Below are 23857 nucleotides of genomic sequence, written 5' to 3'. Positions count from 1 at the left end.
GTGATTAAGTGCCTCTTTATTTTACTGCTGTTAAGCCTGTGGGCCGGCCAGACGCTGGCGGGCGCTCCCGCGGGACGAAACTCCAGCGTTGGGATCAGCTTCGATCGTATGGCACCGCCTGCGCGTTTTGACATCTGGTTTCATGAATCGGGTGGTTATGACCCCGCCGATCCGCAAAAGTGGGGACGTAACACCCTGACCTGTGAGTCCCGGACTGACACCACGAACGGCGCCTGCATGAATGCCCCGGTCTGGTTCTCGGCGAACCCAGCCGCGCCTTATGCCATCAACTTGCGTTTTACGCATGCCCTCACCAGCAAAACGGTGGATATCAAGGTGTATGGCGATCACTACATGTTTATCAACAACAGAGTGTTTATTTTCGCCAGCTTCGTGACCGGAGGAACGGTCGACCTCCCGGCGTGGAACAGAGAGCCCTACTTCGATTTCTATATCGTAAAAAGTGAACTGGATAAGCTCGCCCTACCAGGGATCTGGACCGCCACGCTGAAGCAGAACCTGCGCCAGTGGGGAAGCGCCGACTGCGGCGGGAACTTCAATGACGTGAATGTCGGCTGTCCTGGCTATCTCACCATCGCCAAATGGCAGGCCAATATTCGCATTGAGGTGGTCGACCCAGGAAACCAGCAGATTTATCTGCCGGCCTTTCCGCACTCCACGCCCATCGTTAACCTCAACCTGACCAACTTCCCGGGGCGACCAGGGGGGAGCGAGATCCAGGGGGAAAACACGCTGGATATGTGCCTGTACGACGGCAAAAACAGCACCAGCACCCGCGCCTATCTGCGCTTTGAAGATGACGGGCTTCCCTCAGAGGGGCGTGCCGAAGGGGCGTTTTCTATCCGGCGGCGCGGTGGAAGCCAGACCGACGCGCGGGATCGACTCGATTATCGGGTCTCCGTCACTAATCCCATCACAGGCGCAACCGAAACGGTCGCGAACGGTAAAACCCTGGTCTGGCAGGGCACTAACGATCCGCAGTATCTGCGTCAGGTCGTGCTGCCCGGCGGACGCGAGAGCGTACTGTGCATTCCTGCGCCAATTATCCTGAAAACCCCCGCGTTCGCCGCCAGCAGTAAAAACGCGGGCGACTATACCGGCACGCTGCGCGTCATCTATACGCCCAGCACGTTATAACGAGGTCACCGTGAGTTACGCCATTCTCGACAATAATCGATTTTACGCCGAAGGGTTGCGCTATGCGCTGCTGCGTCGGGGCGTTCAGTTAGAAGTCCAGAGCGATACCGTACAATGGCAGCCAACGCTGCTTACCCGCCGCGTGATTGTCGTCCGCTGCCGTTTTTCCGTGGCGGCGACGCATCAGGCGCTGATCAATATTTTGCTCAGGCTGGAAGCCGCCCGCTGGAAAGGCACTCTTTATCTGGTCTGCAACGAAAAGGGGTGGGCGCTGGCGACGCATTTACGCAAGCGTTTCAGTACGCTAACGCTTTATATCATCGACGACCGGATCGCCGTTGCCGATGCGGCGTATTTGCTGGCAAAAGAGCCGCGTCGCGTTCGAAGCCTGGACTGCTGCCTGACCGTTCCTGAATTCAACGTGCTCGATCTGATGCTGACCGGGTTGCCGGTCCGCCACATTGCCATCGTGACGCACATGTCGGAGAAGCAGGTTTCAACCCATAAATGCAACGCGCTGAAGAAGCTCAATGCCAACAACCTGCTTCAGCTGCTCCTGTAGGTCACGGTTTATCCTGAGCCCGCTTTTTTGCTACACTGTCGCCGATTTTTCACCTACGACAGAAGATTATGTTCATTTTTGCAGGCCAGGAAATTGAGACCGATAGCGAAGGCTATCTGAAAGATACGACGCTCTGGAGCGAACCGCTGGCGGAGAAAATTGCGGAAAACGAAGGCATTACCCTCTCCCCCGAACACTGGGAAGTGGTGCGTTTTGTCCGCGAGTTCTACCTTGAATTCAACACCTCTCCGGCCATCCGCATGCTGGTCAAGGCGATGGCCAATAAGTTCGGTGAAGAGAAAGGCAACAGCCGCTATCTCTATCGTCTGTTCCCGAAAGGCCCGGCAAAACAGGCCACCAAAATTGCCGGCCTGCCTAAACCGGTGAAGTGCATTTAGTAGCGAATACCGAAGTTAACGTACTCCCGACCGGGTTGATGCGGTTCCGTTAGTACCTTATCAACCCGCGCGCTGCGCGGCCCGCCCGCCTTTAGCCACGCCACCAGCTTGTCGACCTGCTCCGCTTCGCCGCAGGCGACCACCTCAACGCTGCCGTCATCCATGTTGCGCGCGTATCCCGTTAGCCCAAGCTGAACGGCCTCGCGCTGGGTGCTGTAGCGGAACCCGACGCCCTGAACGACGCCGTGAACCCAGGCAATAGTGCAGACTTTTGACATTCTTCTTCTCCTTAACGTAGCGTTTTCGGCAAACAGCCGTAGTGTTGCCGAAAACGGGCGGTGAAACGAGAGCTGGACAGATACCCACATTGTAATGCGATTTCGCCGATCGGTAATCGGGTTGACTGTAACTGTGACAGCGCAATGCCCATCCTCACCTCCTCCACAATCTGGCGAAAACTCTGTGACTCCTCGCGTAACCGCCTGCGCAGCGTCGGCACGCTTAATGCGAGACGGCTGGCGACATCCTGCGCGGTCCAGGCTCTGGCGGGCGACAGCATGATGAACTGTCGCACCTGCTCGGTCAGGTTATTGTTTCGCTCAATAAGCAGCGGGCCTGCCACGCCGTCATGCAGCAATGCCAGCAACAGACCGAAGGCCTGATGTTTTTGCAACGCCTCCGGTAAATCCTGACGCACGGCGTGCAGCAGGTTATCCCACATAAATGCCAGCCCTTCGCTCAGCGGAGCGCAGAGCGAATGCAGCGTCATGCGCGGCCAGGATTTCAGGTAATGCGCTTTAAACTCGGCAACAATTTCCGGCGATAACATCAGCAAGTCCGAGTGAAACAGACCGTTTGCAGGCTGATTAATGATTTCCATCGCCGTATTGGCAGGAATAATGATGAGCTCATCCCGGGTTGCCACCAGGCGGTTATTGTCCTGCACAATCACCTTACTGCCGTGAGTGATATGGCAAATCGCCGGAAAAAAGAGCTTAACCTGGTGCAGGCGATGCATTTTGCTGGCACTCACTTCACCCGCCGTGAGATGTTTATGTCGAAAATGGAACTCCTGCACCCCGCCATCCTTATCTGCTGTAGGTTGCTGTTAACTGAGCCTTTGCCAGAACGTGACTATTGAGCATAAAACCGACCAGCGCGCCGCTGGCATTTTTGTCGACGGGCAGTTTATCCACGTCCAGCGCCCAGACGGTAATCTGATAGCGATGAGGCTTGTCCCCGGCAGGGGGGCATGCGCCGCCGAATCCAGCATAACCGAAATCATTACGCCCCTGCACAGCGCCAGCAGGTAATTTTTCGCCATTTGGGTTACCGGCACCAGCGGGCAGCGTCATTGTCTTCGCGGGAATGTTGGCTATGGTCCAGTGCCACCAGCCGCTGCCGGTAGGCGCATCCGGGTCATAGACCGTAATGGCAAAACTTTTCGTACCGGCTGGCGGATTTGTCCACGCAAGCTGCGGGGACTGGTTACCACCGTGGCAGCCGAATCCCTCAAACACCTGCTGTGGCGCTAACCGCCGGTCGCCGGAAATATCCCGGCTGGTCACGCTGAAAGACGTTGCGGCGAAAACCTGAAAACTCATGGCCGTCAGAGCGGCTATTGTGATGACACTGCGCTTTTTCATGGGTATTTCCTTTGCTGAACCGGAAACCCTAAGATAAAGCACGCAACAATGCCCCAATGTGCCTAAGCGATTTGATTTTGTGCCGAAACGCTCAACGGCATCCGCAGATGATTGCGCCTTGCTGAATGTGGTAATCTACGCGCCATTTCCCTGAAATCGACAGAACAGCAAATTATGAGTGTACGTTTAGTGTTAGCCAAAGGGCGCGAGAAATCATTACTGCGCCGTCATCCCTGGGTCTTTTCCGGCGCGGTTGCCCGTATGGAGGGCAAAGCCAGCCTCGGTGAAACCATTGATATCGTGGACCACCAGGGGAAATGGTTAGCGCGAGGCGCCTACTCGCCAGCGTCCCAGATCCGTGCCCGCGTCTGGACCTTCGATAAAGACGAAACCATCGACATCGACTTCTTCGTGCGTCGTCTGCAGCAGGCGCAGCAGTGGCGTGAGTGGCTGGCAAAACGCGACGGGCTGGACAGCTACCGCCTGATTGCCGGTGAGTCCGACGGTCTGCCGGGCGTGACCATCGATCGCTTCGGTAACTTCCTGGTGCTACAGCTCCTGAGCGCCGGGGCGGAATACCAGCGTGCCGCGCTGATTAGCGCCCTGCAAACCCTGTTCCCGGAATGTGCTATTTACGACCGCAGCGACGTGGCGGTGCGCAAAAAAGAGGGCATGGAGCTGACGCAGGGGCCGGTCACGGGTGAGCTGCCGCCTGCCCTGCTGCCGATTGAAGAACACGGCATGAAGCTGCTGGTAGATATTCAGGGCGGGCATAAAACGGGTTACTACCTTGACCAGCGCGACAGCCGCCTGGCTACGCGTCAGTACGTTGCCGACAAACGCGTGCTCAACTGCTTCTCCTACACCGGTGGTTTCGCCGTTTCGGCGCTGATGGGCGGCTGTGCCCAGGTGGTCAGCGTGGATACCTCGCAGGAAGCGCTGGACGTGGCAAAACAAAACGTCGAGCTGAACAAACTGGATCTGAGCAAAGCCGAATTTATACGCGACGACGTCTTCAAGCTGCTGCGTAAATACCGCGACCAGGGCGAGAAGTTCGACGTCATCGTGATGGATCCGCCAAAGTTTGTGGAGAACAAAAGCCAGCTGATGGGCGCCTGCCGTGGGTATAAAGATATCAACATGCTGGCCATCCAGCTGCTGAACCCGGGCGGAGTTCTGCTCACCTTCTCCTGCTCCGGCCTGATGACCACAGATTTATTTCAGAAAATCATCGCCGATGCCGCAATAGATGCTGGCCGTGATGTACAATTTATAGAGCAGTTCCGTCAGGCAGCCGATCACCCCGTGATTGCTACCTACCCGGAAGGACTGTATCTGAAAGGGTTTGCCTGTCGCGTCATGTAACTTGAAAAGAGAAATATTGCCCGCACATAACGTGTAAGTCGTATTTCCCGGGAGGTGACTATGATTGCCAGCAAATTCGGTATCGGCCAGCAGGTCCGCCACACTTTGCTCGGGTATTTGGGTGTGGTCGTGGATATCGACCCGGAGTATTCCCTTGATGAACCGTCAGCAGACGAACTGGCGGTGAACGCAGAGCTTCGCGCCGCGCCCTGGTACCATGTGGTGATGGAGGGGGATGATGGACAACCCGTTCACACCTATCTTGCTGAAGCGCAGCTAAGCAGCGAGCTGCAGGAAGAGCATCCGGAGCAACCCACTATGGATGAACTTGCTCAGACTATCCGCAAACAGTTACAGGCTCCGCGCCTGCGGAACTAAGCGTGTAAAAAAAGCCCGATGAACGGGCTTTTTTTTATTATTTCGCCAGCCCCAGACGGGGGATGTCGATCGCCGGACAGCGATCCATGACGACGTTTAACCCCGCATCCCGCGCCAGCACCGCAGCCTGCTCGTTAATCACGCCCAACTGCATCCACAGCGTTTTCGCCCCGACGGCAATAGCGTCCTGCGCCACTTCCCACGCCGCCTCGGAGTTTCGGAAGACATCAACCATATCAATTTTTTCCGGCACGTCAGCGAGCGTGGCATAACCCTGCTGGCCCAGTAAGGTTTTCCCCGCCACTTTTGGCGAGACCGGGATGACGTGGTAGCCCTGATCGAGAAGGTATTTCATCACCCGATAGCTTGGACGATCGGGTTTATCGCTCGCGCCCACCAGCGCAATGGTACGCGTGGATGTCAGAATCTCGGCAATATCGTTCTCTTTCATGGTTTTTCTCCTGGCTTTTTTAAAAGTGTACGCCAAACCGCACATCTCAACCATCCATCCCATACCGACGCATGAGGGCAAAACGGCGAAATATGTCTATATGTTAGTAAACATGATTCTCGAAAAATTTAGATACATTAATGCGGCGACAGGATTTCTGACGGGAGCCTTCTATGAAAACCGGTATTGCCACTGCTCTGATTGCGTTAGTGATGCCGGTCTGCGTTTTTGCTACCACGCTCCGGCTCTCTACCGATATTGATCTCCTGGTACTGGACGGAAAAAAGGTCTCCAGTTCCTTATTGCGCGGTGCGGACAGCATCGAATTGGATAACGGGCCGCATCAGCTGGTATTCCGGGTGGAAAAATCGATCGGTCTGGCGAATCACGAGCAAAGGATGTATATCTCCCCGCCGCTGATTGTCAGCTTTAATACCCGGCAAATCAGTCAGGTGAACATTACACTGCCTCGTCTTGAAACCGAGAAGGAATCGGCGGCCTTCGACGCTTCACCCCGCATTGAACTGCTGGACGGGGATGCGATGCCGATTCCGGTGAAGCTGGATATTCTGGCGCTGACGACCTCACCGAAAGGTCCGGACTACGAGGCCGCGACCCAGACCTATAACAAAGCGGGTAAACGCGCGTCGCTTCCTCAGTTTGCCACCATGATGGCTGACGACAGTACGCTGCTTTCCGGCGTCTCAGAACTGGACGTCATTCCTCCCCAGTCCCAGACCCTGACGGAACAACGCCTTAAATTCTGGTTCCAGCAGGCCGATGCCGACACGCGGGCCCGGTTTTTACAGTGGGCAAAACAACAACCTTCATCATAAGCCACATTTTTTACGCCTTTCTCTTGCAGCGTCAAACGGTTCCCGTCATCGTGTAGGCAGTTAACCTGATGGATATGATTATGGAACTGACAACACGCACGCTCCCGGAACGCAAACACATTGCTCTGGTGGCGCACGATCACTGTAAACAAATGCTGCTTAACTGGGTTCGCCGCCATCAGTCTTTGCTGGAAAAGCACGCCCTGTCGGCAACCGGCACTACCGGTAACCTGATCCAGCGCGAAACGGGTCTGGAGGTGAACGCCATGCTGAGCGGCCCGATGGGTGGCGATCAGCAGGTCGGCGCGCAGATCTCCGAAGGGAAGATTGATGTGCTGATCTTCTTCTGGGATCCGCTAAACGCGGTTCCGCACGACCCGGATGTCAAAGCCCTGCTGCGTCTGGCGACGGTGTGGAATATTCCGGTGGCGACAAACCTCTCGACGGCGGATTTCATCATCGAATCGCCGCAGTTTAACTCACCGGTAGATATCCTTATTCCGGACTATCAGCGTTATCTTTCAGAGAGATTGAAGTAGCTTTTTTTGCCGGGTGGCGGCTACGCCTTACCCGGCCTACCCATCCTTGCCCGTCTTCGTTAAGGCTTCCGCGCCACCGGCACATCAATACTCTTCAAAATATCGACAAACACGGATGGCTCCTCTTTATTGAACAGCAGCCACACGCGATGGCGCGCGCGGGTCATGGCCACATACAGCAAACGCCGCTCTTCGGCATCCGGGAAGTCTTCCGGCACCGGCAGCAAGGCCTGCTCCATGACCGACTCGCGGGCCGGAGCCGGGAAACCGTCGCTGCCCTCTTTCAGCCCCATGACAATCACATAGTCGGCCTGCTGCCCTTTGCTGGCGTGAATCGTCATAAATTCAAGCTGCAGCTTCGGCCAGCGGGTGGCCGCCTTTTCCAGCGCCTCGGGTTTGAGGTGATGGTAACGCGCCAGCACCAGGATACGCTCATCGGGCTTCGCGTAACCGCTGAGCTTGTCCAGCAGCGGTTCCAGCTGATCGTCCGCCAGCAGGGTCACGGCTTTTTTATCCCCTGGCCGCAGGCTATTGAGCGGTTTTGCCAGCTGATGCGGGTTCTGCTGGATAAAGCGGTTGGCGATTTCACCAATCCGTGAATTGAAGCGGTAGGTCGTGTCCAGATCGCTGCGATCGCCTTCGCCAAAATAGTGGTGGAATGCGGTCGTCAGCGAAAGCTGTGCCCCGCTGAAGCGATAGATGGCCTGCCAGTCATCCCCCACCGCAAACAGCGAGGTATGCTTATTTTGCGCCCGCAGCGCTGAGAGCAATGCTGCGCGCTGCGGAGAGATGTCCTGGAACTCATCCACCAGAATATGCTTCCACGGGCTGACAAAACGCCCCTTCTCAAGAATGATGATGGCCTGATGGATCAGGCCGGAAAAATCGACGGCATTTTCCGCTTTCAGCGCGGTTTTCCAGGCCTTCAGCAGCGGCGCCATCAGCTTGACCCGCTTCGAAAACAGATCGCGGATCGCCTCCGGCGCGCTTTCAATCATTTCTGCCTGCGTTCCGCCGTGCATTCGCATCAGGCTGACCCAGCGGTCAAGCCGTGAACCCAGCCGACGCGCCAGTTTGTCATCCTGCCAGAAGCTGCCTTCCGGCACGTCCCAGTTGAGCTCCTCCTCGAGCCACTGACGCCATCCTTTCGCCTGCGCCTTTTTCTCACTGCACTGCTGGCGCCACGTTTTGATAAACAGCGCCTGACGCGCCTGCGCGTCGTTTTCCAGCTTACTGATAGCAGGCACTTTTTTACTGCCCTGCTGAATAATATGCAGGGCAAGGGCATGGAAGGTTCTGGCCGTGATATCCCGGGTATGCAGACGTTCCTGGATCCGTTCGTCCATCTCCTGGGCCGCCTTGCGACCAAAGGCCAGAAGCAGAATTTGATCGGCGACCGCTTCCCCGGTCGTCAGCAGCCAGCCGGCACGGGCTACCAGCACCGACGTTTTACCGCTACCGGCCCCCGCCAGCACCAGCAGCGACTGCTCGCCGTTAACCACCGCGCGCGCCTGGGCCGGGTTGAGCGGAGAAGACTCCACCGTACTGAAAAAGTCGGCGTATTGGGTGAGCATGGCGTCCGTCCAGGCCTGATTATGGGCGAGCCGACTTTTATCCTTATCATTCAACCAGGCCTGGCACTGGCGCCAGGCGTCGCGACAGTTGTCAAACTCCTCCAGACGCGTCACGGAGATCGGCAGCGCCGAGAGTGCCTGCCGGATTTTTTGCTGTAGCCCGGCGGTCTGCTGACGGGTGAGCCACGAATGCTGCGCGTTGCTTTGCGCGATATCGTCCAGCACCTTCTGAAGCACCCCGGCGGCAATCACGCTCATATCCTGACTCCACCGCTGCCAGAGCGCGTTCAGGTGATGATGAAAACGCTGGGTTTCTGCCCACTCGGTGCCGTGAAGACGCACGACTTTATCGTCAGGCAGTACGAACTCCAGTTCGCCCCACACCAGCCCGCGTTTGCAGTGGATAGCCAGAAGCTGATTAAACGGAATAAGGTATTCGTGGCGTTCCCCGGAGACTTTCACCCCGGCATTAAGGAGAACCACCCGGTCGTATGGGTGTTGCGCCAGACGTTTGCCTAACGACGTTGCTTTCAGTTCCATGTTCCGCCAAATCCACGAAGAGATAATTTACCTGACAGTGTAACTGCCAGTTTTAAGGTGCTCCAGCCTAAAAAAACGTTACAATCATTGGGCGTTAATTTTATCGAAAGGAAGTGAGGGTTTATGCGTACCGTTCTGAATGTGTTGAATTTTGTGCTGGGCGGTTTTGCCACCACCCTTTCCTGGCTTTTTGCCACGCTGGTGAGCATCGTCCTGATTTTTACGCTCCCCCTGACCCGCTCCTGCTGGGAAATCACAAAACTCTCCTTCGTCCCCTACGGGAATGAAGCCATCCACGTTGACGAGCTGAATCCGGAGAACAAAAACGCCCTGATGAATACGGGTGGAACCCTGCTGAACATTCTGTGGCTGGTTTTCTTCGGCTGGTGGCTCTGCATCATGCATATTTTTGCGGGGATTGCGCAGTGCATCACGATTATTGGAATTCCGGTGGGGATCGCGAACTTTAAGATCGCCGCTATCGCCCTTTGGCCCGTCGGGCGCAGGGTTGTTCCGGTCGAAGTGGCCCAGGCGGCGCGTGAAGCCAATGCGCGTCGTCGTTTTCAGTAACTAAGGACTGGCCGCGTTTATGCTAAGCCCACTGCTTCGCCGTTATACCTGGAACAGCACCTGGCTTTATAACGTCAGGATATTTATCGCGCTTTGCGGCACGGTTGCCCTGCCCTGGTGGCTGAATGATGTCAAGCTCACCATCCCACTCACGCTGGGCGTTGTGGCCGGGGCGCTGGCGGACCTGGACGATCGTCTGGCCGGGCGTTTACGTAACCTGGTCATCACGCTCGTCTGCTTTTTTATTGCATCAGCGTCCGTTGAGTTACTTTTCCCCTGGCCCTGGCTGTTTGCCCTGGGTCTGACGCTCTCAACCAGCGGGTTTATTTTGCTGGGCGGCCTTGGGCAGCGCTATGCCACTATCGCGTTTGGCGCCCTGCTGATCGCCATCTACACCATGCTGGGCGCGTCCCTCTACGACCAGTGGTACCAGCAGCCGGTTCTGCTGTTGCTCGGTGCCATCTGGTATAACCTGCTGACCTTAACCGGTCATCTGCTCTTCCCGGTTCGCCCTCTGCAGGACAACCTTGCCCGCAGCTTTGAGCAGCTAGCCCACTATCTGGAACTGAAATCCCGGCTGTTCGACCCGGATATCGAGGAAGAAAGCCAGGCGCCGCTCTACGATCTGGCGCTGGCTAATGGCCAGCTGGTTGCCACCCTCAACCAGACAAAAGCCTCTCTGCTGACCCGTCTGCGTGGCGATCGCGGTCAGCGCGGAACGCGAAGAACCTTACACTACTATTTTGCCGCCCAGGACATTCATGAACGTGCCAGCTCCTCGCACGTGCAGTATGCCGCCCTGCGCGAGAAGTTCCGCTATAGCGACGTGATGTTCCGCTTCCAGCGCCTGCTGTCCATGCAGTCCCAGGCGTGCCAGCAGCTCTCGCGCTCCATTCTGCTGCGCACGCCCTATCAGCATGACCCACGTTTTGAACGCGTCTTCAGTCATCTTGACGCGGCGCTCGACCGCGTTCAGGCCAGCGGAACGTCACCGGAACACATTAAAGCGCTGGGCTTTCTGCTGAACAACCTGCGGGCGATTGACGCGCAGCTGGCGACCATTGAGTCCGAGCAGGCGATGGCGCTTCCGGGCAGTGAAGTGGACAATCAGCTTGCTGATGACAGCGTGCACGGTTTTAGCGATATGTGGCTTCGCCTGAGCCGCAACTTTACCCCGGAGTCGGCTCTCTTCCGCCACGCGGTGAGAATGTCGCTGGTGCTGTGCGTGGGGTATGCCTTTATCCAGATAACCGGGCTGCATCATGGCTACTGGATCCTGCTGACCAGCCTGTTCGTCTGTCAGCCGAACTATAACGCCACCCGACACCGTCTTGCGCTGCGCATTATCGGCACGCTGGTCGGCGTCGCAATCGGCCTGCCGGTGCTCTATTTCGTGCCTTCCGTCGAAGGGCAACTGATTCTGATCGTGATCACCGGCGTGCTGTTTTTCGCGTTTCGCAACGTGCAGTACGCCCATGCCACCATGTTCATCACGCTGCTGGTGCTGCTCTGCTTTAATCTGTTGGGTGAAGGGTTTGAAGTCGCCCTGCCCCGCGTGATTGATACGCTGATTGGCTGCGCGATCGCCTGGGCCGCGGTCAGCTTTATCTGGCCGGACTGGCGTTTTCGCAATTTGCCGCGCGTGGTAGACAGGGCGATGAATGCCAACTGTCGTTACCTTGACGCTATTCTGGAGCAGTATCACCAGGGCCGCGATAACCGTCTGGCTTACCGGATAGCACGTCGCGACGCGCATAACAGTGATGCTGAACTGGCTTCCGTTGTCTCTAATATGTCAACGGAGCCGCGCGCCACGGCAGAGATTCGTGAAACCGCGTTTCGCCTGCTTTGCCTTAACCATACGTTCACCAGCTATATTTCGACGCTGGGGGCCCACCGTGAGAAGCTCACCAACCCGGGAATTCTCAACCTCCTTGATGACGCCGTCTGCTATGTCGATGATGCACTGCATCACCGCCCAGCCGATGAACCGCGTGTGCAACAGGCTCTGGATGAACTGGCTCAACGCATTGCGCACCTTGACCCGGGAAACGACAGCAAAGCGCCGCTGGTTCTTCAGCAGATAGGCCTGCTTATCGCTCTGCTGCCTGAAATTTGTCGGCTGCAACAGCACATCGCTACCTGGAGGAACGACTCTCCTGTGGCTCAGGCAGCGCATTAAACCACTCCGTCAGCTCCCGGCGGATGCCTGCCGGGAGTGCCGCCTCATGCAGCCCTTCGATAGCCCCTTCCAGCGCAAAGAGAACTTTAATACTGAGCGCTTTATTCTTTGCCCGCATCTTCAGCCAGCTCGCTCTGGCACCCAGCGCCCGCAGCGTTTCTTCATTGGTGATACCGGCTTCAAAGAGCAAGACTTCAAGCTGAAAGGTCAGGTTCGGCAGATCCTTAAGACGGTTTCGTTGATGACGCTGGTAGCGCTCTTTCCTTGCCGCACTGAGCGCAAACGAGGAGAGCTGAAGCAACCTCTCCCTGTCCTGCCATAATCCGTCATCCACACGATAATAGTTGAGCAGCACCGGGCGGCCTCGCTTCATCAACGTCAAAAAGGAGGAGGCGTTTTTTACACAGTATTTTGCACTCTCCTCACACGCACGAAGATAAAGTTCGCCATCGGACACCATGGCAAAGACCGCATCATCCACCGCCAGGGTGTAGCCGCCAAACAGCGCGCGATGATGAATCTCGCCCAACGGGGACAGGTATTCCTGGGATTTATAAATCCGTTCATAAGATATCTTTTTCATGATATTTCCCTTCAGAATCATAGACTAACGACAAAATTTCTTACTAGCGGATCCGTTAGCAGGAAAATAGGCAACTTATCGTCGTTGAGCAAGATGATTTTTCGAGGGGCATCAAGATTGAATGAATTTTGCGAGTCGCTTTCCGAAAATGAGGTTGATCTTTGGGCATACAGGGGTTACTGTATATCCATACAGTAACTACAGGGCTGGAATGAATATGCACACTTCAGGCTATGCAAATCGCGCAATCTCTCTCTCTTCTGCCGCAGGCAATGTCGCGCAGAATTCCGTCGAGCGTGTTTCCACAGGGCTTATCAGTGAAGTGGTTTATCGTGAAGACCAGCCCTTGTTAACTCAACTTCTGCTACTGCCGTTATTACAACAGCTCGGTCAGCAATCGCGCTGGCAGCTTTGGCTCACGCCACAGCAAAAGCTGAGCCGCGAGTGGGTTCAGTCCGCTGGCCTGCCGCTGACCAAGGTCATGCAGATTAATCAGCTCTCGCCTTGCGATACCGTTGAGTCGATGATCCGCGCGTTACGCACAGGGAATTACAGCGTGGTGATTGGCTGGTTACCGGAAGAGTTGACGGAAGAGGAACATTTCCGCCTGACTGAAGCTGCTGAAGAAGGGAATGCGATCGGGTTCATTATGCGTCCGGTTCGATCGGATTCTTACCGCAGAGGACAACTTTCTGGGCTAAAAATTCACTCAAATTTGTATCATTGAGTGAAATTAAGATTTTTCCTGGAATTTTTTTTGACCGCAAGATGAGGTTTTAGTTCCCGACCTCAAAATTGCGGCAAGGCTTGTCTGGTGCGGTTCTCCTTAATTTTATTGCACAAAATTCGTTCGAAAAATGTTAAATAATCGGTATACGGAACTTTTTTTTTCATATGCCTGACGGACTTCACACTTGTAAGTTTTCAGCTACGTTGTAGACTTTACATCGCCAGGGGTGCTCGGCCTAAGCCGAAGATATCGGTAGATTTATATTTGACCACGCCCCCGGTGAAGGATTTAACCGTGATTCTCTCTTGAGACTTTCATGGCGAATTTTGGATGATAACGAGGCGCAAAAAATGAAAAAGACAGCTATCGCGATTGCAGTGGCACTGGCTGGCTTCGCTACCGTAGCGCAGGCCGCTCCGAAAGATAATACCTGGTATGCAGGTGGTAAACTGGGCTGGTCTCAGTTCCACGACACTGGCTGGTACAACAGCAGCCTGAACAATGATGGCCCAACTCACGAGAGCCAGCTTGGTGCAGGTGCGTTCGGTGGCTATCAGGTTAACCCGTATGTTGGTTTTGAAATGGGTTACGACTGGTTAGGTCGTATGCCATACAAAGGCGACACCGTAAACGGCGCTTTCAAAGCACAGGGCGTGCAGCTGACCGCTAAACTGGGTTACCCAGTAACTGACGATCTGGACGTGTACACCCGTCTGGGCGGCATGGTATGGCGCGCTGACTCCAGCAACAGCATCGCTGGCGACGACCATGACACCGGTGTTTCCCCAGTATTCGCTGGTGGCGTTGAGTGGGCTATGACCCGTGACATCGCTACCCGTCTGGAATACCAGTGGGTTAACAACATCGGCGACGGCAACACCGTTGGTGTTCGTCCAGACAACGGCATGCTGAGCGTAGGTGTTTCCTACCGTTTCGGCCAGCAGGAAGAAGCAGCACCAGTTGTTGCTCCAGCGCCGGCTCCAGCTCCAGAAGTACAGACCAAGCACTTCACTCTGAAGTCTGACGTTCTGTTCAACTTCAACAAAGCGACTCTGAAACCAGAAGGCCAGCAGGCACTGGATCAGCTGTACACCCAGCTGAGCAACCTGGATCCTAAAGACGGTTCTGTAGTGGTTCTGGGCTTCACCGACCGTATCGGTTCTGACGCTTACAACCAGAAACTGTCTGAGAAACGTGCTCAGTCTGTTGTTGATTACCTGATCTCTAAAGGTATCCCAGCTAACAAGATCTCCCCACGTGGTATGGGCGAATCTAACCCAGTTACTGGTAACACCTGTGACAACGTGAAAGCTCGCGCTGCACTGATCGACTGCCTGGCTCCAGATCGTCGCGTAGAGATCGAAGTTAAAGGCATCAAAGACGTTGTAACTCAGCCAGCGGCATAAGTTATCGTCTTATAAAAAAACCCCGCAATGCGGGGTTTTTTATTGTCTGAAGAAAAGTAAAAAAATCTACTTTTTACCCAACAGCGCCTGAAGGTCGTTCTTCAGTGTCGACATCTGGTTGGCGTATTTCTCTTTATGTTCTGCATCCTCAATCAGCTGCACGATGGTTTCCGACAGCGTTTTGCCCCGTCGTTGTGCCAGCCCGGCCAGGCGCTGCCAGACAACAAATTCCAGGTCGATTGATTTTTTGCGTGTGTGCTGATGCTCAGCATTAAAATGCCGTTTGCGTCGCGCACGGATAGTTTGCTTCATCCGGTTTAACAAGGCTGGATTGATGTGTTTCTCAATCCAGCCGTTAACCTGTACCGGTTCATTTTCGAGGGTCAGCAAAATATCCACGGCTTCTTGTGCAGCGCTGGCTTCGATGTAGCAGGTGATCAGCTCCCCTTCACGGTGCTTTTTGACCAGGTACTTCCATTTCCAGCCGCTTTCGAGATTTTCCAGTTGTTGATATTTCATTGCGATCTCAGTGTTACCACGTAACTCTGTTCAGAATATCAGTTTTTTAGCAATCTGCTGAAAAGAAATCATATCCTGTGAGTGAATGCAGCCAATCACCCTGTCGAAATCCCCAATCCTGCTTGGGTACAGCCCCCCGCTTACGGTATACTCCACGCTTTTACATCTGACTAAAAAACATCAACTTTGACCATTACGAAACTTGCATGGCGTGACCTTGTTCCGGATACCGAAAGTTATCAGGAACTGTTTGCACAGCCAGATCTCGCAAAAGAACACGAATTCATCCTTAGCGATACGCAGCCCCGTTTGCATTACGCGCTGGAGCAGGCATTAAGCCCATGGGCAACTGCGCCTTTCATGCTGCTCAAAGCCCCGGAAGAAGCGGAATACCTGACGTTGTTCGGGGATGCCGTGCGTCAGTTAAAGCCGGAAGCGAATGCCGTTTTTGGCGGCCAGTATCGTATTACGGGACATGATGTCACTTTCGAACCGGCGGCACAGGCCGACGGCCGTTTTGCCGCCAAGGGCGAGGTGATTACCGCGAACTGGGTCGAGGCAGAACAACTCTTTGGTTGTCTGCGCCAGTTTAACGGCGAGCTTTCGCTGCAGCCGGGGCTGGTACATCGCGCAAATGGCGGTGTTCTGATTATCTCACTGCGTACCCTGCTCTCGCAGCCGCTGCTGTGGATGCGTCTGAAAACCATCGTGCACCAGCAGCGTTTCGACTGGGTCGGCTACGATGAGTCCCGTCCTCTGCCCGTCTCTGTTCCGTCTATGCCGCTGTCGTTAACCGTCGTGCTGACGGGCGACCGTGAATCGCTGGCGGATTTCCAGGAAATGGAGCCGGAACTGGCTGAGCAGGCGGTATATAGCGAATACGAAGACAATATCCAGATTGCCGATGCCGACGATATGGCGCAGTGGTGTCAGTGGGTGATGGCCGTTGCCGAACGTTTTGCGCTGCCAACGCCTGCGGCTGACGCGTGGCCAGGCCTGATCCGCGAAGCGGTGCGCTATACCGGTGACCAGGAAACGCTGCCACTCTGCCCGCTCTGGATCGGCAAGCAGCTGCGTGAAGTGGGTGTGATTAGCGGTAACGGTGCGTTCACCGGAGAACAACTCACCCAGATGCTGGCTCAACGAGAGTGGCGAGAAGGCTATCTTGCTGACCGCATGCAAGATGAAATTCTGCTGGAACAAATTCTGGTGGAAACCGAAGGCGAACGCGTCGGGCAGATTAACGCCCTGTCGGTGATTGAATTTCCTGGCCATCCGCGCGCGTTCGGGGAGCCGTCTCGTATCAGCTGCGTTGTGCATATTGGCGATGGTGAATTTACCGATATCGAACGCAAAGCCGAGCTGGGCGGAAACATTCACGCCAAAGGCATGATGATCATGCAGGCGTTTTTGATGTCTGAACTGCAGCTTGAGCAACAGATCCCCTTCTCCGCCTCGCTGACGTTTGAGCAGTCCTACAGCGAAGTGGATGGCGATAGCGCCTCTATGGCTGAACTGTGCGCCTTAATCAGCGCCCTGGCGGAAGTGCCTATCAATCAGAATATTGCGATCACCGGTTCGGTGGATCAATTTGGTCGTGCGCAGCCTGTGGGTGGCCTCAACGAGAAAATTGAAGGCTTCTTCTCAATCTGTCAGCAGCGCGGTTTAAACGGCAAGCAGGGTGTGATTATTCCGGCTCCCAACGCACGCCATTTAAGCCTCAGTCAGGAGATCCTGGATGCGGTTGAACAAGAGCAGTTCGCTATCTGGGCCATCGAAGGGATTGAGGATGCACTACCCTTACTGACAAACCTGGTATGGGATGGCGAAGGGCAAACCACCCTGATGCAGACTATCCAGGAGCGTATTGCTCAGGCGACACAGCAGGATGCTCGTCATCGTTATCCATGGCCGTTACGCTGGCTGGGCTGGTTTAGTTCGAACTGATCGGACTTGTTCAGCGTACACGTGTTAGCTATCCTGCGTCCTTCACTAAAATAAGGCTTACTGAGAACATGGTAGATAAACGCGAATCCTATACAAAAGAAGATCTTCTTGCCTCTGGTCGCGGTGAACTGTTTGGCGCGAAAGGCCCACAGTTACCGGCCCCGAACATGCTGATGATGGACCGTGTCGTGAAAATGACCGAAACCGGCGGCAACTTCGATAAGGGTTACGTAGAAGCAGAACTCGATATCAACCCGGACCTGTGGTTCTTCGGTTGCCACTTTATCGGCGATCCGGTAATGCCTGGCTGTCTGGGTCTGGATGCGATGTGGCAGCTGGTTGGCTTCTATCTGGGCTGGCTGGGTGGTGAAGGTAAAGGCCGCGCGCTGGGCGTAGGCGAAGTAAAATTCACCGGCCAGGTTCTGCCTACAGCGAAGAAAGTGACCTATCGTATTCACTTCAAGCGCATCGTTAACCGCCGCCTGATTATGGGCCTGGCTGATGGCGAAGTGCTGGTCGACGGTCGTCTGATCTATAGCGCAAGCGACCTGAAGGTTGGCCTGTTCCAGGACACGTCCGCGTTCTGATCGTGCTTTTTGCACCCCCGGAAAGGCGAAACCTCCGCATTGCGGAGGTTTCTTTTTTAAAAGAGACGTTATCAGGCTATGAGTGCCCTGTCGCCGATGGCTTCTCGCCAGCCTCCAAGCCATTGTGACCTTTGATTTATCGTCTGATAAGGACACATTTCTTTAGAACGTCCAGCGATGCCGGCCTGATAACCACGTTGATGAGCCCGTTCCAGGCGATCTCGTTTCTGTCTCTTCATGCCTCGTTTCCCTCATTCTTTTGTCTGGTGGAAAGAAAACAGTGTCTGCACTATCTGCACAGGCACAGATAACGAATACCCCGAATTAGTCGCATCGTCAATGTTCAAAATTCATACGGGTGTCATATTTGTGAGCTACCTGGAAGATCATTTGTACAAAAATTGTGACGTGGCACAAGTAACAACCTGAAGTGAAAACGAAAAAAAACCGCAATCAGCGATAGACCGATTGCGGTTTTTGATGATGAATTTTACTTATGGCAGCCGGGAAATCTCTCTCGCGATACTGGCCGACTCCTGCGCCCAACCCTGAGCCAGGACTTTCACCATTTCGTCATAGCCATCCTTCTGCTGCTTCAGCTCCAGATGGAAAGGACGCTTAATCAGCTGCCCCTGATGATTCAGCAACCACTCCCCGCTGATCACCACTGCACCATCATAGCGGCCGTGGAAGCCCGTTACGGTGACGTTCAGCGTATCCTGATCGTTACCCAGCGGCTGCGACGCGACAACCCAGCCCGGAAGCTGGCTACCCAGATTGGCCACCAGCGTGTTGCGCAGTTGCTGATCCAGCGGGCTGGCCCACAGGTTGTTGGTCGCAATCACATATTTAACGTCGCTGGTCTGATAGACCACGCCGTTTCCTGCCAGATAATCCGGCACGGCAACCTGCTCAACCCACAGCTGGCGGTTTCCCTGACTCGCCGTGCTTTGCCCGCCGCTGTGAGTCGCCACAGGCAGCTGATAGTAGCTTTTATTCTCTACCCCTGAACTGCACGCCGTTAACAGCAGAGCGCCAACCATCAATAGCCACTTTTTCATTCTTTTGCCCTCTTCGGCTCAGGATCCTTTTTATCTTTCGCTTCGAACACCAGCGCGTTGCTCTTCTCGTTGAGCGTTTTCAGAACAGGCTGCAGTTCACGCAGGACCTGATCAAGACGCTGCATATCTGCCACCATCTTGTTATAGGCTGCTGAACCCGGCTGGAAGCCCTGCATACTGCGGTTCAGCTCACGCAGCGTTTTCTGCATGTCCTGCGGCAGCTGCTGCATGCTCTGGCTCGCCGTGATCTTGTTGATGTTATCCAGCGTGGTTTGCAGGCGCTGCATTGTCTCCTGACTCTGATGTAACGACCCGGTCGCCGCTTCAATCATCGGATTCAGTGGCAGATTGTTGATCTTATCCAGCGTCTCCATCAGACGCTGCTGGATCTGCGCCAGGCCGCTGCTCACCGTTGGGATGATCTTATAGCCACCGAATTCACGGATACCGGTAATTGGCGGTGCTTTCGGGTAGAAGTCCATATCCACATACAGCGCACCGGTGACCAGGTTGCCGGTTTTCAGCGACCCGCGCAAACCGCGTTCCATCAGCTGAGAGATATGGGCTGCAATATCCTGATTTTCGCCAATCTGGTTTAGCAGACGCTCCGGCTCAATGCGGATCAGCACCGGAATGCGATAGTCATCATCCAGCATCTGGCTCAGACCCGGGACGAAGAACGGCACTTGCCCAACCGTACCGAGGCGAATACCGCGGAACTCAACGGGCGCCCCCGGCTGCAGGCCGCGAACGGAGTCTTTAAAGAACATCAGGAAGTCAACGTGATCGGTATAGAGCGCATCCTGAATGCTTTTTTGATCGTCAAAGAGACGGAAAGCGGTGTTCTCTGCAACCGGCTGGCCCAAATCCAGGCCCTCCGGCACATCAAAACTCACGCCGCCGCCAAACAGCGTAGTCAGCGAACCCATTTCAACGCGCATACCTGCCGAAGTCAGATCCACCGCGATCCCGCTGTCTTTCCAGAAGCGGACGTTGCTGGTGACCAGGCGATCGTTTGGCGCATTAATGAAGAGCTGATAGCTGATCGCGCGTTTCTGCGGATCAAATGTGCTTTTCTCAACCGACCCGACCCGGTAGCCGCGGAACAGAACCGGGTCGCCCGCCGTGAGCTGACCTGCTTTTTTACTGTCGAGGATCACGCGGATACCCTTGGCGTCAGGCGGCGCAAGCGGCGGTGAGTCCAGGAGTTGGTATTTGGCTGGCTGGTTACCCTTAGCACCGGGCTGCAGCTCAATGTAGGCGCCCGAAAGCAGCGTCCCTAAGCCGCTGATCCCTTCACGCCCCACCTGCGGCTTAACGACCCAGAAAACGGAATCGCCGTGCAGTAGTTTTTCCATGCCGGCATTAAGGCGTGCCTTAATCTCCACATGGGTTAAATCGTCCGTCAGGGTTGCGCTTTCGACCACGCCCACATCCACGCTACGGCTTTTGATGGTCGTTTTACCGCCCTCAATCCCCTCGGCATTGGTGGTTATCAGCGTCACTTCCGGTCCCTGATGACTGTAATGATAAAACAGGATCCAGGCACCGATCAGCGCAGTCACGATGGGAAAAATCCACACCGGAGACCAGTTTTTGACCTTCTGCACTTTCGCCTCTCCACTCTTATTTTCCATGCTCTTACTCTTCCTCATGGCTTGATTCAGGCTCACGATCCCACGATAAACGAGGGTCGAAGGTCATGGCCGCAAACATGGTCATGATCACGACCAGTGCAAACATTAAAGCCCCCATCGCAGGATAAATACTCATCAAACCGCCCATCCGCACCAGCGCAGAGAGAACGGCGATGACAAACACGTCAATCATTGACCAGCGTCCGACAAACTCGACCACTTCATAAATCAGGTGCATGCGTTCGCTATCGCGTTTCCCATGACCTTTCGCATCCCAACAGAGCCAGGCGATGGCGATCATTTTTAAGGTGGGCACCATAATACTGGCGATAAAGATGACGCCAGCGACCGGATAGGAACCTTCGCCCCAGAGCAGTATCACCCCGGCGAGGATCGTCGAGGGCATTTTGTCACCGAGCAAATCGGTGATCATGATTGGCAGAATATTGGCTGGCAGATACAGCATGACGGACGTGACCAGCAGCGCCATCGTCCACTGCAGGCTATTTTTACGGCGTACGTGCCCCTTTGTTTCGCAGCGCGGACAGACGTCGAGATCGGCGGGCAGCACGGCGGTACAGCACGGGCACGAGCGAAGCCCCTGGCGAATGCCGGGCACCCCGACCTTCACCGTCTGTGAAAGCGTCGGCGCTGGCGCGATATCGTCCCACGCCCAGCGCCTGTCCACACACTGGAAGGCGCGCAGCTGCAGGACGCAGTACAGACACCAGGGAATAAAGCTGCTGCCAATCCCCACGTCGCCGTATGCCATCAGCTTCACGAAGCTGACCAGAATCCCCGCCAGAAAAATCTCGGCCATCCCCCAGCTTTTGAGCTGAAAAAGGGTACGCGCCAGTCGGATTTTCAGCGGTGCCGGCATCCTGACGCGGTTCACCAGCAAAAGGATGACGACCAGGCAAAAAGCCGGGACTATCTGGACAAACAGGAGAAAAAAGGTCCCCAGGCTGGCGTAATCTTCCGAGAACATCACGCCCGGGATTTCAAGCAAATCCACCTGGCTGGTGATCCCTCCCACCTTCATATAGATGAAGGGGAAGAGATTGGAGAGCAGCAGCATAAACAAGGCTGCCAGAGCGTAAGCAGTGGGACGCTGCCGCGGCGCGTCCCACTCGGTTGTCAACGTCGCACCGCAACGTGGACACAGGGCTTTATGTCCGTGACCAAGCTCTGGCAACGCCACGAGCATATCGCATTGCGAGCATAAAATATGCCTGTCGGCATGGTGCTGGTCACACATATGTTATCCCTGTTTATGCGCCGTTTTTCAGAGACTCAAGGTACTCCCAGCGCTCAAATGCTTCTTCCAGGGCTTTTTCAGCCGCGGACAGTTCTGACAGTACTTTCTGAGTATAGTCATGCGATTGAGTAAAGAATGACGCATCAGCAACCTGTGTTTGCAGATCCTCAAGCGCGGCCTCCAGCTCTTCAAGACGCTGCGGTAGCCCCTCCAGTTCGCGCTGCAGGTTATAGCTTAGTTTAGCCGAGGTTTTCTTGACAGTTTCTGCTTTTGTTACAGCAGGTTCAGAACTTATTTTGGACTTTGACTGCTTCGTCGCCAGCGACTGTGCCTGTTGCCCTTTTGCATCGTGATAACCGCCGACATATTGACCAATTCGCCCTTCACCTTCGAAGATCCAGCACTCGGTCACGGTGTTATCAACGAACTGACGATCGTGGCTGACCAGCATCACGGTGCCCTGATAGCCGTCAATCAGCTCTTCGAGTAATTCCAGCGTTTCGACATCCAGGTCGTTAGTCGGTTCATCGAGGATCAGCAGGTTGCTTGGCTTCAGGAACAGGCGCGCCAGCAGAAGGCGGTTTCGCTCACCGCCGGACAGCGCGCGCACCGGCGTCATGGCGCGTTTCGGATGGAACAGGAAGTCCTGCAGGTAGCCCAGCACGTGGCGAGGCTTGCCGTTCACCATCACTTCCTGCTTACCTTCGGCGAGGTTGTCCATCACCGTACGGTCCGGATCCAGCTCCGCGCGGTGCTGGTCGAAGTAGGCGACCTCCAGCTTGGTTCCGCAGTGAATACGTCCGCTGTCGGCCTGCAGCTGGCCCAACATCAGCTTCAGCAGCGTGGTTTTACCGCAGCCGTTCGGGCCAATCAGGGCGATTTTGTCGCCGCGCTGGACCTGCGCGGAGAAATCATTCACCAGCACTTTACCGTCAACCTGATAGTTGACGTTTTCCATTTCAAAGACAATCTTGCCGGAACGGGACGCCTCTTCCACCTGCATTTTGGCGCTGCCCATCACTTCACGGCGTTCGCTGCGCTCGCGACGCATCGCCTTCAGGGCACGCACGCGGCCTTCGTTACGGGTACGGCGGGCTTTGATGCCCTGGCGGATCCAGACCTCTTCCTGCGCCAGCTTGCGGTCAAACTCGGCATTCTGCAGCTCTTCCACGCGCAGGTTTTCTTCTTTTTCCAGCAGATACGTATCGTAATCGCCGGGATAGGTCACCAGCTTGCCGCGGTCGAGGTCGACAATGCGCGTCGCCATATTGCGAATAAACGAACGGTCATGCGAGATAAAGATGATGGTGCCGCTGAAGGTTTTCAGGAAACCTTCCAGCCAGTCGATCGCTTCGATATCCAGGTGGTTGGTCGGTTCGTCCAGCAGCAGCACCTTCGGCCCGCTGACCAGCGCGCGACCCAGGGCCGCTTTACGCAGCCAGCCGCCGGAGAGCGCCGACAGCTCCATATCGGGTTCCAGGCCGAGCTGGGCCAGTACTTCATTAATGCGGTTTTCAAGCTGCCACAGACCGTGGTGATCGAGCATCTCCTGCACTTTCGCCAGTTCGTTGAGGTTTTTGTCGCTCGGATCGGTCATCACCAGATGCGATATCTCGTGATAGCGCTTCAGGTATTCAGCCTGCTCGGAGATCCCTTCCGCCACGAAATCGTAAACGCTGCCGGTCACGTGACGCGGTGGATCCTGCTGCAGGCGGGAGACAATCAGATCCTGCTCGTAAACAATACGCCCGTCATCCAGCCCCTGTTCACGGTTAAGGATTTTCATCAGCGTGGATTTACCCGCGCCGTTACGGCCCACCAGACAGACGCGCTCGTTATCTTCGATGTGCAGTTCTGCATTGTCGAGAAGCGGTGAGTCGCTGAAGGAGAGCCACGCGCCGTGCATACTAATTAAAGACATTTATTTTTC

Annotated in this window: 25 protein-coding genes; 13 read left to right on the top strand and 12 right to left on the bottom strand. The window is 55.3% G+C overall.

Annotated elements, in window-relative coordinates; genetic code table 11:
* The 3 genes from KGP25_RS08215 to tusE all read left to right on the top strand — a co-directional run bounded on the left by KGP25_RS08215 (position 1) and on the right by tusE (position 2118).
* Complete coding sequence (locus KGP25_RS08215) at positions 1 to 1158, top strand: CfaE/CblD family pilus tip adhesin (RefSeq protein WP_223540232.1); 1158 nt, start codon at positions 1 to 3, stop codon at positions 1156 to 1158.
* Positions 1159 to 1168: 10 nt separating this feature from the next.
* Positions 1169 to 1720, top strand: a complete 552-nt coding sequence (locus KGP25_RS08210) for a LuxR C-terminal-related transcriptional regulator (protein ID WP_021240850.1) — start codon at positions 1169 to 1171, stop codon at positions 1718 to 1720.
* 68 nt (positions 1721 to 1788) lie between these two features.
* Entirely contained in the window at positions 1789 to 2118 is a 330-nt protein-coding gene (tusE, locus tag KGP25_RS08205; protein WP_008499913.1) for a sulfurtransferase TusE, read from the top strand.
* Here the strand turns inward: tusE and yccX are convergent.
* The 3 genes from yccX to KGP25_RS08190 are packed head-to-tail and all read right to left on the bottom strand — an operon-like array spanning position 2115 to position 3764.
* Positions 2115 to 2396, bottom strand: a complete 282-nt coding sequence (gene yccX, locus KGP25_RS08200) for an acylphosphatase (protein ID WP_023617863.1) — start codon at positions 2394 to 2396, stop codon at positions 2115 to 2117. The genes tusE and yccX overlap by 4 nt on opposite strands.
* A gap of 11 nt (positions 2397 to 2407) precedes the next feature.
* Positions 2408 to 3196, bottom strand: a complete 789-nt coding sequence (locus KGP25_RS08195) for an AraC family transcriptional regulator (RefSeq protein WP_167212513.1) — start codon at positions 3194 to 3196, stop codon at positions 2408 to 2410.
* Positions 3197 to 3206: 10 nt separating this feature from the next.
* Positions 3207 to 3764 carry a kinase inhibitor gene (locus KGP25_RS08190; protein WP_223540231.1) on the bottom strand — a complete coding sequence of 186 codons (558 nt, stop codon included), beginning with the start codon at positions 3762 to 3764 and terminating at the stop codon, positions 3207 to 3209.
* 174 nt (positions 3765 to 3938) lie between these two features.
* On the opposite strand from KGP25_RS08190, the gene rlmI reads away from it, so the two are divergent.
* Together rlmI and hspQ are read left to right on the top strand one after the other, a co-directional pair.
* A complete protein-coding gene (gene rlmI / locus KGP25_RS08185) occupies positions 3939 to 5129 on the top strand; it encodes a 23S rRNA (cytosine(1962)-C(5))-methyltransferase RlmI (protein WP_045261702.1) in 1191 nt (396 codons plus the stop codon).
* Between the two features lie 60 nt (positions 5130 to 5189).
* On the top strand, positions 5190 to 5507 hold the full coding sequence (gene hspQ, locus KGP25_RS08180) for a heat shock protein HspQ (protein ID WP_008499919.1): 318 nt from the start codon (positions 5190 to 5192) through the stop codon (positions 5505 to 5507).
* Positions 5508 to 5544: 37 nt separating this feature from the next.
* On the opposite strand, the gene KGP25_RS08175 is transcribed toward hspQ, so the two are convergent.
* Positions 5545 to 5958: a CoA-binding protein gene (locus KGP25_RS08175; RefSeq protein ID WP_008499920.1), complete on the bottom strand. Its 414-nt coding sequence runs from the start codon at positions 5956 to 5958 to the stop codon at positions 5545 to 5547.
* A gap of 173 nt (positions 5959 to 6131) precedes the next feature.
* Between KGP25_RS08175 and KGP25_RS08170 the strand changes: the two genes are divergently transcribed.
* The gene (locus KGP25_RS08170; protein ID WP_045908361.1) at positions 6132 to 6794 is read left to right on the top strand and encodes a DUF2057 family protein; all 663 of its coding nucleotides are present in this window, start codon (positions 6132 to 6134) and stop codon (positions 6792 to 6794) included.
* Positions 6795 to 6874: 80 nt separating this feature from the next.
* Positions 6875 to 7333, top strand: coding sequence for a methylglyoxal synthase (mgsA, locus tag KGP25_RS08165; RefSeq protein WP_008499922.1), 459 nt, complete (start codon positions 6875 to 6877; stop codon positions 7331 to 7333).
* 59 nt (positions 7334 to 7392) lie between these two features.
* Here the strand turns inward: mgsA and helD are convergent, their stop codons facing one another.
* Complete coding sequence (gene helD / locus KGP25_RS08160) at positions 7393 to 9447, bottom strand: DNA helicase IV (protein WP_045908362.1); 2055 nt, start codon at positions 9445 to 9447, stop codon at positions 7393 to 7395.
* Between the two features lie 123 nt (positions 9448 to 9570).
* On the opposite strand from helD, the gene KGP25_RS08155 reads away from it, so the two are divergent.
* Together KGP25_RS08155 and yccS are read left to right on the top strand one after the other, a co-directional pair.
* Entirely contained in the window at positions 9571 to 10017 is a 447-nt protein-coding gene (locus KGP25_RS08155) for a YccF domain-containing protein (RefSeq protein WP_196364792.1), read from the top strand.
* Positions 10018 to 10036: 19 nt separating this feature from the next.
* Complete coding sequence (gene yccS / locus KGP25_RS08150) at positions 10037 to 12199, top strand: YccS family putative transporter (protein ID WP_111966972.1); 2163 nt, start codon at positions 10037 to 10039, stop codon at positions 12197 to 12199.
* Here yccS and KGP25_RS08145 read toward each other — a convergent pair.
* Positions 12156 to 12782, bottom strand: coding sequence for a TfoX/Sxy family DNA transformation protein (locus KGP25_RS08145; protein WP_023618860.1), 627 nt, complete (start codon positions 12780 to 12782; stop codon positions 12156 to 12158). The genes yccS and KGP25_RS08145 overlap by 44 nt on opposite strands.
* A gap of 217 nt (positions 12783 to 12999) precedes the next feature.
* Between KGP25_RS08145 and sulA the strand changes: the two genes are divergently transcribed.
* Together sulA and ompA are read left to right on the top strand one after the other, a co-directional pair.
* Positions 13000 to 13509 carry an SOS-induced cell division inhibitor SulA gene (gene sulA / locus KGP25_RS08140; RefSeq protein WP_032637628.1) on the top strand — a complete coding sequence of 170 codons (510 nt, stop codon included), beginning with the start codon at positions 13000 to 13002 and terminating at the stop codon, positions 13507 to 13509.
* 353 nt (positions 13510 to 13862) lie between these two features.
* Positions 13863 to 14918 carry a porin OmpA gene (gene ompA / locus KGP25_RS08135; RefSeq protein ID WP_008499928.1) on the top strand — a complete coding sequence of 352 codons (1056 nt, stop codon included), beginning with the start codon at positions 13863 to 13865 and terminating at the stop codon, positions 14916 to 14918.
* A 66-nt stretch (positions 14919 to 14984) separates the two neighbouring features.
* On the opposite strand, the gene matP is transcribed toward ompA, so the two are convergent.
* Positions 14985 to 15437, bottom strand: coding sequence for a macrodomain Ter protein MatP (gene matP / locus KGP25_RS08130; protein WP_008499929.1), 453 nt, complete (start codon positions 15435 to 15437; stop codon positions 14985 to 14987).
* Positions 15438 to 15623: 186 nt separating this feature from the next.
* Here matP and KGP25_RS08125 point away from each other — a divergent pair, with 186 nt between their 5' ends.
* Both KGP25_RS08125 and fabA read left to right on the top strand, forming a co-directional pair.
* Entirely contained in the window at positions 15624 to 17384 is a 1761-nt protein-coding gene (locus KGP25_RS08125) for a Lon protease family protein (protein ID WP_069719498.1), read from the top strand.
* A 68-nt stretch (positions 17385 to 17452) separates the two neighbouring features.
* Positions 17453 to 17971: a 3-hydroxyacyl-[acyl-carrier-protein] dehydratase FabA gene (fabA, locus tag KGP25_RS08120; protein WP_008499931.1), complete on the top strand. Its 519-nt coding sequence runs from the start codon at positions 17453 to 17455 to the stop codon at positions 17969 to 17971.
* A 71-nt stretch (positions 17972 to 18042) separates the two neighbouring features.
* On the opposite strand, the gene rmf is transcribed toward fabA, so the two are convergent.
* The 5 genes from rmf to KGP25_RS08095 all read right to left on the bottom strand — a co-directional run bounded on the left by rmf (position 18043) and on the right by KGP25_RS08095 (position 23848).
* A complete protein-coding gene (gene rmf, locus KGP25_RS08115; protein ID WP_013097261.1) occupies positions 18043 to 18210 on the bottom strand; it encodes a ribosome modulation factor in 168 nt (55 codons plus the stop codon).
* A gap of 255 nt (positions 18211 to 18465) precedes the next feature.
* On the bottom strand, positions 18466 to 19032 hold the full coding sequence (gene pqiC / locus KGP25_RS08110; protein ID WP_045908366.1) for a membrane integrity-associated transporter subunit PqiC: 567 nt from the start codon (positions 19030 to 19032) through the stop codon (positions 18466 to 18468).
* Positions 19029 to 20669 (bottom strand): intermembrane transport protein PqiB, encoded by a 1641-nt coding sequence (gene pqiB, locus KGP25_RS08105; RefSeq protein WP_024907768.1) that lies wholly within the window; start codon positions 20667 to 20669, stop codon positions 19029 to 19031. Before pqiB ends, pqiC begins: the two co-directional genes overlap by 4 nt.
* A gap of 4 nt (positions 20670 to 20673) precedes the next feature.
* Positions 20674 to 21927: a membrane integrity-associated transporter subunit PqiA gene (pqiA, locus tag KGP25_RS08100; protein ID WP_223540230.1), complete on the bottom strand. Its 1254-nt coding sequence runs from the start codon at positions 21925 to 21927 to the stop codon at positions 20674 to 20676.
* Between the two features lie 13 nt (positions 21928 to 21940).
* Entirely contained in the window at positions 21941 to 23848 is a 1908-nt protein-coding gene (locus KGP25_RS08095) for an ABC transporter ATP-binding protein (RefSeq protein WP_032639317.1), read from the bottom strand.
* Positions 23849 to 23857: the final 9 nt, after the last annotated feature.

Source organism: Enterobacter sp. JBIWA003 (assembly GCF_019968825.1).
Classification (GTDB): Bacteria; Pseudomonadota; Gammaproteobacteria; order Enterobacterales; family Enterobacteriaceae; genus Enterobacter; species Enterobacter quasiroggenkampii.
This window is presented reverse-complemented; position numbering and strand designations above follow the sequence as displayed.

Coding starts and splice junctions, on each gene's coding strand:
- tusE (WP_008499913.1), top strand. CDS start 1,789: ATGTTCATTTTTGCAGGCCAGGAAATTGAGACCGATAGCGAAGGCTAT.
- yccX (WP_023617863.1), bottom strand. CDS start 2,396: ATGTCAAAAGTCTGCACTATTGCCTGGGTTCACGGCGTCGTTCAGGGC.
- KGP25_RS08190 (WP_223540231.1), bottom strand. CDS start 3,764: ATGAAAAAGCGCAGTGTCATCACAATAGCCGCTCTGACGGCCATGAGT.
- rlmI (WP_045261702.1), top strand. CDS start 3,939: ATGAGTGTACGTTTAGTGTTAGCCAAAGGGCGCGAGAAATCATTACTG.
- hspQ (WP_008499919.1), top strand. CDS start 5,190: ATGATTGCCAGCAAATTCGGTATCGGCCAGCAGGTCCGCCACACTTTG.
- KGP25_RS08175 (WP_008499920.1), bottom strand. CDS start 5,958: ATGAAAGAGAACGATATTGCCGAGATTCTGACATCCACGCGTACCATT.
- KGP25_RS08170 (WP_045908361.1), top strand. CDS start 6,132: ATGAAAACCGGTATTGCCACTGCTCTGATTGCGTTAGTGATGCCGGTC.
- mgsA (WP_008499922.1), top strand. CDS start 6,875: ATGGAACTGACAACACGCACGCTCCCGGAACGCAAACACATTGCTCTG.
- helD (WP_045908362.1), bottom strand. CDS start 9,447: ATGGAACTGAAAGCAACGTCGTTAGGCAAACGTCTGGCGCAACACCCA.
- KGP25_RS08155 (WP_196364792.1), top strand. CDS start 9,571: ATGCGTACCGTTCTGAATGTGTTGAATTTTGTGCTGGGCGGTTTTGCC.
- yccS (WP_111966972.1), top strand. CDS start 10,037: ATGCTAAGCCCACTGCTTCGCCGTTATACCTGGAACAGCACCTGGCTT.
- KGP25_RS08145 (WP_023618860.1), bottom strand. CDS start 12,782: ATGAAAAAGATATCTTATGAACGGATTTATAAATCCCAGGAATACCTG.
- sulA (WP_032637628.1), top strand. CDS start 13,000: ATGCACACTTCAGGCTATGCAAATCGCGCAATCTCTCTCTCTTCTGCC.
- ompA (WP_008499928.1), top strand. CDS start 13,863: ATGAAAAAGACAGCTATCGCGATTGCAGTGGCACTGGCTGGCTTCGCT.
- matP (WP_008499929.1), bottom strand. CDS start 15,437: ATGAAATATCAACAACTGGAAAATCTCGAAAGCGGCTGGAAATGGAAG.
- fabA (WP_008499931.1), top strand. CDS start 17,453: ATGGTAGATAAACGCGAATCCTATACAAAAGAAGATCTTCTTGCCTCT.
- rmf (WP_013097261.1), bottom strand. CDS start 18,210: ATGAAGAGACAGAAACGAGATCGCCTGGAACGGGCTCATCAACGTGGT.
- pqiC (WP_045908366.1), bottom strand. CDS start 19,032: ATGAAAAAGTGGCTATTGATGGTTGGCGCTCTGCTGTTAACGGCGTGC.
- pqiB (WP_024907768.1), bottom strand. CDS start 20,669: ATGGAAAATAAGAGTGGAGAGGCGAAAGTGCAGAAGGTCAAAAACTGG.
- pqiA (WP_223540230.1), bottom strand. CDS start 21,927: ATGTGTGACCAGCACCATGCCGACAGGCATATTTTATGCTCGCAATGC.
- KGP25_RS08095 (WP_032639317.1), bottom strand. CDS start 23,848: ATGTCTTTAATTAGTATGCACGGCGCGTGGCTCTCCTTCAGCGACTCA.